At 69.3% G+C, this 8,361-nt stretch carries 10 protein-coding genes; 8 read left to right on the plus strand and 2 right to left on the minus strand.

The genetic code is table 11. The annotated features are described in order from the left end of the window. Positions 1 to 240 precede the first annotated feature (240 nt). Genes ABZ749_RS22960 through ABZ749_RS22975 form a run of 4 tightly spaced genes read left to right on the plus strand, consistent with a single transcriptional unit; the run spans position 241 to position 3,702 of the window. Positions 241 to 1,137, plus strand: a complete 897-nt coding sequence (locus tag ABZ749_RS22960) for an ABC transporter ATP-binding protein (protein ID WP_357230892.1) — start codon at positions 241 to 243, stop codon at positions 1,135 to 1,137. Beyond that, on the plus strand, positions 1,134 to 1,883 hold the full coding sequence (locus tag ABZ749_RS22965; protein ID WP_357230895.1) for an ABC transporter permease: 750 nt from the start codon (positions 1,134 to 1,136) through the stop codon (positions 1,881 to 1,883). Before ABZ749_RS22960 ends, ABZ749_RS22965 begins: the two co-directional genes overlap by 4 nt. A gap of 14 nt (positions 1,884 to 1,897) precedes the next feature. Next, positions 1,898 to 3,052, plus strand: a complete 1,155-nt coding sequence (locus tag ABZ749_RS22970; protein ID WP_357230898.1) for a sensor histidine kinase — start codon at positions 1,898 to 1,900, stop codon at positions 3,050 to 3,052. Continuing rightward, entirely contained in the window at positions 3,049 to 3,702 is a 654-nt protein-coding gene (locus ABZ749_RS22975; RefSeq protein WP_357230901.1) for a response regulator transcription factor, read from the plus strand. Before ABZ749_RS22970 ends, ABZ749_RS22975 begins: the two co-directional genes overlap by 4 nt. 35 nt (positions 3,703 to 3,737) lie before the next feature. Here the strand turns inward: ABZ749_RS22975 and ABZ749_RS22980 are convergent, their stop codons facing one another. Beyond that, complete coding sequence (locus tag ABZ749_RS22980; RefSeq protein WP_357230904.1) at positions 3,738 to 4,301, minus strand: DinB family protein; 564 nt, start codon at positions 4,299 to 4,301, stop codon at positions 3,738 to 3,740. Positions 4,302 to 4,662: 361 nt separating this feature from the next. Between ABZ749_RS22980 and ABZ749_RS22985 the strand changes: the two genes are divergently transcribed. From ABZ749_RS22985 to ABZ749_RS23000, 4 genes are all read left to right on the plus strand, one after another. Then, entirely contained in the window at positions 4,663 to 5,412 is a 750-nt protein-coding gene (locus tag ABZ749_RS22985; RefSeq protein WP_357230907.1) for a DinB family protein, read from the plus strand. A gap of 153 nt (positions 5,413 to 5,565) precedes the next feature. After that, positions 5,566 to 6,057, plus strand: coding sequence for a hypothetical protein (locus tag ABZ749_RS22990; protein ID WP_357230910.1), 492 nt, complete (start codon positions 5,566 to 5,568; stop codon positions 6,055 to 6,057). Further along, positions 6,051 to 6,917: a DUF4241 domain-containing protein gene (locus ABZ749_RS22995; RefSeq protein WP_357230913.1), complete on the plus strand. Its 867-nt coding sequence runs from the start codon at positions 6,051 to 6,053 to the stop codon at positions 6,915 to 6,917. Before ABZ749_RS22990 ends, ABZ749_RS22995 begins: the two co-directional genes overlap by 7 nt. 168 nt (positions 6,918 to 7,085) lie before the next feature. Next, the gene (locus ABZ749_RS23000; protein WP_357230916.1) at positions 7,086 to 7,856 is read left to right on the plus strand and encodes an AfsR/SARP family transcriptional regulator; all 771 of its coding nucleotides are present in this window, start codon (positions 7,086 to 7,088) and stop codon (positions 7,854 to 7,856) included. A gap of 6 nt (positions 7,857 to 7,862) precedes the next feature. Here ABZ749_RS23000 and ABZ749_RS23005 read toward each other — a convergent pair. After that, a partial coding sequence (locus ABZ749_RS23005; RefSeq protein ID WP_357230919.1) for a DapH/DapD/GlmU-related protein occupies positions 7,863 to 8,361 on the minus strand: 499 nt, incomplete at its 5' end.

The raw sequence follows: 8,361 nt of genomic DNA on the forward strand, positions 1-8,361 counted from the left end.
GGTTGTAGATGGACAGGTCGAGATTGTGCGGGTTGACGCCCAGCCCCACCGAGAGCGCGCCCTGCGGGTCGACACCGGAGACCTCTCCAAGATCCGGTCATCGGGCAGGCCGATCCGATGGTGGGTGCCGGATCGCCCCTGACGTGGCGATGGCCGGTGGAACCTGGGTACCACCGGCGGGTCGGAAGAGCCGACCGCGGTACCACGATGAGGGCTGCGCCCAGACCTAGCGTGGTGAGCATGATTCAGGTACGCGAGGTAACCAAGCGGTACGGCGCGAAGACTGTCGTCGACCAGCTGTCGTTCACCGCGAAGCCCGGGCAGGTCACCGGCTTCCTCGGACCCAACGGCGCCGGCAAGTCGACGACCATGCGGATGATCGTCGGTCTTGATGCGCCGACCTCTGGTGACGTGCTGGTCAACGGCAAGCCCTACACATCGTCGACGGCACCGCTGCACGAGATCGGCGTTCTGCTCGAGGCCAAGGCCGTACACCCGGGTCGCACGGCGGTCAGCCACCTTCTCTCCATGGCTCGGACGAACGGCATTTCGCGCTCGCGCGTCGATGAGGTGCTCGACCTGGTCGGCCTCGCGGCCGTCGCCCACAAGCGGGTCGGCGCATTCTCCCTCGGCATGGGCCAGCGGCTCGGCATCGCCGCCGCGCTGCTCGGCGACCCGGCCGTGGTGATGCTCGACGAGCCGGTCAACGGTCTCGATCCCGAGGGTGTCCTCTGGGTGCGCAACCTGCTCACCGGCCTGGCCGCCGAGGGCCGCACCGTGATGCTCTCGTCGCACCTGATGAGCGAGGTCTCGCTGATCGCGGACCACCTGGTCATCATCGGCCGGGGCAGGCTGCTGGCCGACACCACCGTGGCCGACTTCGTGACCGCCGAAGGGGTCCGGGTCGTCACCGCAGACCCGGATGCGCTGCGCACCGTGATCGCAGGTCCCGGCATCACGGTGACCTCGACCGGCGCCGAAGAGTTGCTGGTAGAGGGCACCTCCGCCCGCAAGATCGGCCTGGCCGCGGCCAGGCGCGGCATCCCGCTGTTCGAGCTCACCCCGCAGAACGCCTCGCTGGAAGAGGCGTTCATGGACCTGACCCGCACCGCTGTCGAATACGAGGCCGCCCGATGAAGATCACCCCCGGCGGTGTCATCGCCGCCGAATGGACCAAATTCTCCTCCCTGCGCTCCACCTGGATCACCACCGGCATCTCCGTCTTCCTCCTGATCGCCTTCGGCATGATCGCCTCGGCGTCCTTCACGGGCGACAACATGACCTCGATCGACCTGGCCCTGTCTGGCAGCATTCTGGCCGCCCTGGCCGTCGGCGTGCTCGGCGCGCTGCTGGGAGCGAGCGAATACACCACCGGCATGATCCGGGCGACCCTGACCGCAGTGCCACGCCGGTTGCCGGTGCTGTGGTCGAAGAGCCTCGTGGCGGGCTCGGCCGCCTTCGTCACAATGACCGTCGGCGCTTTCGCCGCTTTCGCAGCGGGGTCGGCCGTACTCAACGACAACGTCGACGCCTTGGGCCTCGGCGACGACGGCGTGCTGCGGGCCCTGCTCGGCGCCGGCGTCTACCTCGGCCTGGTCGCGGTGCTCGGCGTCGCGCTCGGCATGCTCGTCCGTTCCAGCGCCGGCGCCATCACCATCCTGGCCGGCCTGCTGCTGATCGTGCCCGGTCTGGCCCCGCTGCTGCCAGACTCGATCGCCGAGGCCATCACCCCGTACCTCCCCAGCAACGCGGGCGGCGCCGTGATGGCACTGACTCCCACGGACGGCACGCTGGGTCCGTGGGCCGGTCTCGCGGTCTTCGCCGGGTACGTGGTCGTGACGCTCGCTGCCGCCGCTTATCGGCTCAAGAAGACCGACGCGTAAGGGAGACTCGGGCGATGAGCACGCAGGGATGGCTCGTGGACCGGCAGGCACGGCTGCGGGCGTTCGACCGACGCCACCCGTGGGTGACGGACACCCTGGCAGCCGTCCCGATCGTGCTCTTCAGCATCCCGAACATCATCGAGAAACCCCTGTCGGCGACCATCGCGACGCTGGTGCTGCTGCCACCGCTCTACTGGCGGCGGCGGTACCCGTTCCCGGCGTTCCTGGCCACCGTGGCCACCGACCTGCTCCTCAGCGGGCTGGGCATCAGCGTCGGCGCCGGGGTGGTCCTGCTGGTGGTGCTCTTCGGGGTGGCCTCCCGAGGTACCTGGCGGTCGCTGGCCTGGGCGTCCGGGATCACGGTGGCCCAGCTTCTCGCTGAGATCTACCTGTTCGGGTCGGTCACGCAGAACCGCACCCTCACGTCGTTGCTGGCTCTCGGGGCGACAGTGGCGGCGGTCGCGTCCGGCGTCGCGGTGCGCACCCGCCGGGCGTACCTCATCGCCCTGGAGGACCGGGCCGCCCGCCTCGAGATCGAACGGGATCAGCAGGCCCGCCTGGCCGTCGCTGAGGAGCGGGCCCGGGTGGCCCGGGAGATGCACGACATCGTCGGCCACCACGTCTCGGTGATCGTCGGCCTCGCCGACGGCAGCGCCGCCCTCGCCAGATCGCGGCAGGAGCAGACCGCCGAACCGCTCCGACTGATCGGCGAAACCGGCCGCCAGGCGCTCGCGGAGCTGCGCCGGGTGCTGGGCGTGCTGCGCGGGGAGGACACCGACCCGCAGCTGAGGCCGCAGCCCGACATCGACGACCTCGACCGGCTGCTGCCGAGCGTGCGGGCAGCCGGGCTGCCAGTCACCTACTCCACCTCGGGTGAGCTGCACACCCTCAGCAAGGGGCTGCAGCTCGCGGTCTACCGCATCGTCCAGGAAGCGCTCACCAACATCCTCAAACACGCCGGACGGGGCGCGACCGCCGACGTGAGTCTCAGTGTCTCCGACGGAGAGGTACGGGTCCGCGTGCGCGACAACGGCCGGGGCGCCCCCGCCGCCCCGAGCCACGGTCTGCTCGGCATGCGTGAGCGCGGGGCCATGTACGGCGGGGTGGTGACCGCCGGCCCGGCCGAGCACGGCTGGGTGGTTGACGTCGTCCTCAAGGAGCCCACATGACAACCGTGCTGATCGCCGACGACCAACCGCTGCAGCGCATGGGCTTCAAGATGCTGCTCGACGGAACCCCCGGAATGACCGTCGTCGGCGAGGCCTCGGGCGGCGCCGAGGCGGTCCGGATGATCGACCAGAGCCGCCCCGACGTGGTGCTGATGGACGTACGCATGCCCGGCATGGACGGCATCGAAGCGACCCGCCGCATAACGGCGGCCGGCTCGCGCACCCGCGTCCTGATCCTGACCACCTTCGAACTCGACGAATACGTCTATGCCGGGCTGCGGGCCGGGGCGAGCGGCTTCCTGCTCAAGGACGCCCGGCCCGAAGAGCTCATCGCGGCCATCCGCGCCGTGGCTGCCGGCGACTCGGTGGTCGCTCCCAGCCTGACCCGCAAGCTGATGGACGCCTACCTGCAGGAATCGACGCCGGCCACGTCCGAGGATCCCCGCCTGGGGGCGCTGAGCGAGCGGGAGCGCGAGGTGCTCGAAGCGATCGGCCAGGGCGCCACCAACACCGAGATCGCCGAACGCTTCACGTTGACCGAGTCGACGGTGAAGAAGCACGTCGGACGGGTCCTCTTCAAGATCGGCGCCCGCGACCGGATCCAGGCGGTGATCTTCGCGTACGACAACGGCCTGGTCCACCCTCGCTGACCGGCGCAAGGGTGGTGACCCATCGCCCCGGTGGGTCACACGCCGGTTCGCCCGTCGATGCACTCGCGCAGGAGGTCGGCGTGACCAGCGTGCCGCGCGTACTCCTCGATCACGTGGAGGAGCACGTCGCGCGTGGCGTGGCTGCCACCGTCGACCGGCACCTCGCGGCCCAGGTCGGCCTCCTCGAGGGCATCGAGCCATTCGTCGGCCTTGGCGATCTCGGCCTTCCAGGTCGCGAAGGCGTCCTTCACCACCGCCGGATCCGCGACCGCACCCCCGAAGTCCCAATCCGGGTCTTCCTCGTGCTGGTAAAGGCACGGCGTGTCGGTCCGTCCTTGGAGTACACGCTGGAACCATTGGTGCTCCATCTGAGCCAGATGGCGGACCAGGCCGAGCAGGCTCAGGGTGCTGGGCGGCACCGAGCGTCGGCCGAGCTGCTCAGCGTCCAGTCCGTCGCACTTCATTTCTATGGTGAGACGGTAGTTGCCGAGGTACTCCCGGTAGGTGGCCTTTTCGCCGACGGGCTGACCGAAGGCTCTGGGGTCGTCCTCAGGGTCGGTCCACAGTTTACTCACGGCGCCACCCAATCGCGGGCGCACCGCACCAGTCAAGCGAGTTGCGGTGCCCCGAATTCGACGGCCGCCACGCGGAATTTGTTCGTCGTTCGCGCATCGGCCAGAAGCGAATGTCGCCCGATCCGATCCGTCCCAGGACATGCACGACAGCCGGCCTTGACGGTACGACGAGCCCGGTGACGATGGGTGACAGCCGACCTTGGCATGATCCCGGCCAGTTCCTAGATCGTTGACCGGTATTTCTCCTCTTCACTCGTGCCACTATTATCTCCTCCGCTCCCGGTCAATGGTCCCGAATGGAACCCCTGTCCGGAAACCTCCGGGCAGCCCAATGCTGGGATCTTGATTTGGTGGTCTTGTCGTACCGGGCCCCTACGATGTGCCGATGACGCGATTCGTGCAGCGGCCCGACTACGAGGGTGCGGAGTTCATCGACCTGTCAATGGCCAGCGCAACCTTCCGCGAGGTGGATCTCGGCGGCGCCCGGATGCGTGGCGTGCTGCTGTTGGACGCCGACATCGACGGAGCGATCGACGGCCTGCGCGTCAACGGCGTGGAGGTCATGCCATTGATCGAGGCCGAGCTGGATCGCCTGCACCCCGAACGGCTTCGACTGCAGCCAACCACACCCGAGACGATGTGCGATGCGGTGGATGTCATCGAGGAGCTGTGGCAAGCGACGCTGCGACGCGCAAGCGTGCTGCCAGAGGAAGCCGTCCACAGATCAGTGAACGACGAATGGTCGCTCGCCCAAACCCTGCGTCACACGATCTTCGTCGTGGACGCCTGGTATGGCCACGCGGCGGCCCTTCGCCCGAACCCGTTCCATCCGATCGGCGTACCCGCATCGTTCACCACCAACGGCACCGAGTTCGGCATCGACGAGTCGGCCGCGCCCACCCTCGGCGAAATCCTCGCCGTGCGCGCCGAGCGGATCGCCGATCTGCGCGCATATCTGGCGCAGGTCACGCAGGAGGAGCTGGATCGCGTGCGGGGGCCGAACACCGCGATCGGCTGCCCGCCGCCCGCCGAACGTACGGCGGTCAAGTGCCTGCAAGTCATCTTCAGCGACCAGTGGGCGCACGTGCAGTTCGCCGACCGCGACCTGGCCATCCTGGAACAGGAGTACGCGTGATGCTCCGGGAGGCCCACTGCTACACCGTCCGCGTACTCGTTTGGCCAAACGCAGAATTCGCCGGTGGTGTTGATGTGGTAGGTGTGACACGTCGCGCAGGTCCTGCTGCGGTACAACGATGAACGGCACTGGCTGCGGGTAGCGCCGGCCCGGGTGGGCCACCTGTTCCCCCGGCTGCTGGCGCAAAGCGAGTACAACCAGCGTCTCAAGCAGGCCGCCACGCTGATGGAGGCCGAGCTGCGGTGGCTGGCCGAACACACCTATGCATCCGCTGAACCGCTGCGCCTGATCGACGCCACCCCGATCCCCTGCGGGCAGCCACGCACCACCAGCCAACGCTCGGATCTGTTCGGCTGGGCCGGCTACGGCTACGAGTCGGCGCACAGCCGCTGGTACTGGGGGGTCAAACTGTTGCTGATCACCACCGCCGACGGCACCGTCACCGGGTTCGGCCTGGCCAACCCCAAACTGTTCGGCGAACGCGAAGCGACCCGCCAGATTCTGGCCCGCCAGCCCGCTAACCAGCCCGCCCCGGGCACCACCGTGGTCACCGACAAGGGCTTGTCCGGCCAGGGCAGCGAGCAACTGTTCACCGACCTGGGCCTGCTCCTGATCCGCCCGGCTCGCAAGGACGAGAAATGTTGATCGACGGTGCTCGGATCACCCACGGCGACGTTGAGTACGTGATCAAGGCGCATCCGGCCGGCACGGTGACGCTGCCGAGTGGTCAGGTCGTCGGTTGCGATCCGCTGATTGCCCCCGACACGGCGGCACCGTTCACGGTCACGGTCACTCCTGGCCGGTATCGGCTGGCCGCGTGGGTTGCGACGATCCACCAGAGCGGGAGCGGATCGCAGGACCGTACGGCCGCCCTTCAGCTCGTTGTGAGGGATCGGCCGACGGTGCGCTGGGAGCTGGCGCTGACGGACGGGCAGGAGCCCGTCGACCTGGGAGCGGACGGGTTCTTCGGCTATCCCGTCGACGCCGGCGTGGGGACACTGGCGGACGTTACGTCACCGAATTTCTGGTCATCCCGGACCAGACGGCAGAAGTCTGATCCAACCGTTGCCGCTGCACTTCGCCCTCCGCGGCGTCATTTCCTGGCCCGATCAAGCGCACATTCCGCATCCTTGTCGCGGACCATGAGGGCGTCCACGCGGTGCGCCCGCGACCATAATCAGCGTCGCCGCCCGCCTGGTGGACTCCTGTCGGATGTCGAACACTTCCCGCATGTCGGGCCACGGGTGCGCAGCCGGCGCGGGGACCGGCATCCTGGCACCGGACTGATCTCCCCTGCGGTCGGGTCGTCCCCAGAGCCCGTTGCGGGCCGGCCAGGGGGCTGTGACACGGATCCCGGAGAGGACGCCGCCGTCGGCCGACCAGGGGCGGCGCCGCCCACCGACGGGGCATACCCGATCGGACCCCTGCTCACAACCGTCCTTCCCGCCGATCCGACCAGCCGCCCCGACATGTACCGCGAATCGCGCCACAGTGGACTCGTGTGACGCACGGGCGAGGCCACGGCCCTTGCCATCGCCGACCTACCGTGAGCACGCCACCGCTCACAACGATGTCGCCCGGTGGCCGGCAGAACGGTCACGGACGCCAACGCGTGACGGTCCGTGGTGCGCAAATCGGGGGAAGAACATATGGACATCAATATCCTAGGGCCAGTGCGGGCGCGCGTCGACGACCGGTCCGGCGGCCAGACCACGACCATGCGGGAGAGCGACCTGGGGGGCACCAAGCCTCGCACGGTGCTCGCCGTCCTCCTACTCGCCAGAGACGGCGCGGTCGGCGACGACCGGCTCAGTGAGCTGCTGTGGGGCAGCCGGCCGCCCACCACCGCCATCGGACAACTGCACACCTACGCCTCCCGGCTGCGCCGCGAGCTGGGCCGCGAGGTGCCGCTGCTGCGGGTCGGGCGGGGCTACCGGCTGATCAGTGAGCACCTGCGGGTCGACTATGCCGAATTCCTGCGCCTCACGACCGCAGGCCGGCAGGCGCTGGCCCAGGGGCATCCCGAACGGGCCGCGCCGCAACTGCGCCGCGCCCTGCTCCTCTGGCGCGGAGACGCCCTCACCGACGTCACCTCCCACCTGGCGGCAGCCGAACGGCCACGACTGGAGGAGCTGCAGCTCGAGGCCCTGGAGGGCCGCGCGGAGGCCGACCTCCTGCTCGGGGAGCACGGCCGGCTGGTCTGCGAGCTGACCGGCCTGGTCGCCCGGTATCCGCTGCGGGAGCGGCTTCGGGCCCAGCTGATGATCGCGCTGTGTCGCTCGGGTCGCCAGGCCGACTCGCTCGACGTCTACCAGGCGGGGCGGCGGATCCTCACCGAGGAACTAGGCGTCGACCCAAGCCCCCTGCTGCAGGCAGCCCAGTGCGCGGTGCTCGCCGGCGGGACGGTGGCCAACGACGGCGCGGTACTGGCCGGCGTTCGATAGCGCCGGTCAGGTGGCCACGCCGTGGCTTCGGAAGAGCTCGTCGATGGCGACCTTGTCGAAAGTCTGCCCCTCGGCGAGTCGGCGCAACACCAGCAGGCAGGGCATGCCGAACTCACCACCGGGAAACGACCTGGACCGGGTCGCGCCGACGCAGACCGACCACGCGGGTGCCTGCCCGCGCGGCAGTTCCACCCCGGTCTCCGCGTCGAAGACACGGGTGCTGGCCGTCAGGATGACGCCGGCGCCGAGCTTGGCGCCGCGCCGCACCCGGCCCCCCTCCACCACGATCGACCGGGAACCGACGAATGCCTCGTCCTCCACCACGACCGGTACCGCGGAGGCCGGCTCCAACACCCCGCCGATGCCCACCCCGCCGGAGAGGTGGACGTTGCGGCCGATCTGCGCGCACGAGCCCACAGTGGCCCAGCCCTGGGCGTTGCGGCCGTGGCAGGTCACGCAGCTCACGTCGAACAGCGCCTTGCCCTCGGCGGCGGCGCCGGTCAGC

The organism is Micromonospora sp. NPDC047753 (assembly GCF_040642735.1).
GTDB lineage: Bacteria > Actinomycetota > Actinomycetes > Mycobacteriales > Micromonosporaceae > Micromonospora.

Bases quoted from the DNA above. Each gene is read 5' to 3' on its own strand.
- ABZ749_RS22965 (WP_357230895.1), top strand. From the start codon at position 1,134: ATGAAGATCACCCCCGGCGGTGTCATCGCCGCCGAATGGACCAAATTC.
- ABZ749_RS22975 (WP_357230901.1), top strand. From the start codon at position 3,049: ATGACAACCGTGCTGATCGCCGACGACCAACCGCTGCAGCGCATGGGC.
- ABZ749_RS22985 (WP_357230907.1), top strand. From the start codon at position 4,663: ATGACGCGATTCGTGCAGCGGCCCGACTACGAGGGTGCGGAGTTCATC.
- ABZ749_RS22970 (WP_357230898.1), top strand. From the start codon at position 1,898: ATGAGCACGCAGGGATGGCTCGTGGACCGGCAGGCACGGCTGCGGGCG.
- ABZ749_RS22995 (WP_357230913.1), top strand. From the start codon at position 6,051: ATGTTGATCGACGGTGCTCGGATCACCCACGGCGACGTTGAGTACGTG.
- ABZ749_RS22960 (WP_357230892.1), top strand. From the start codon at position 241: ATGATTCAGGTACGCGAGGTAACCAAGCGGTACGGCGCGAAGACTGTC.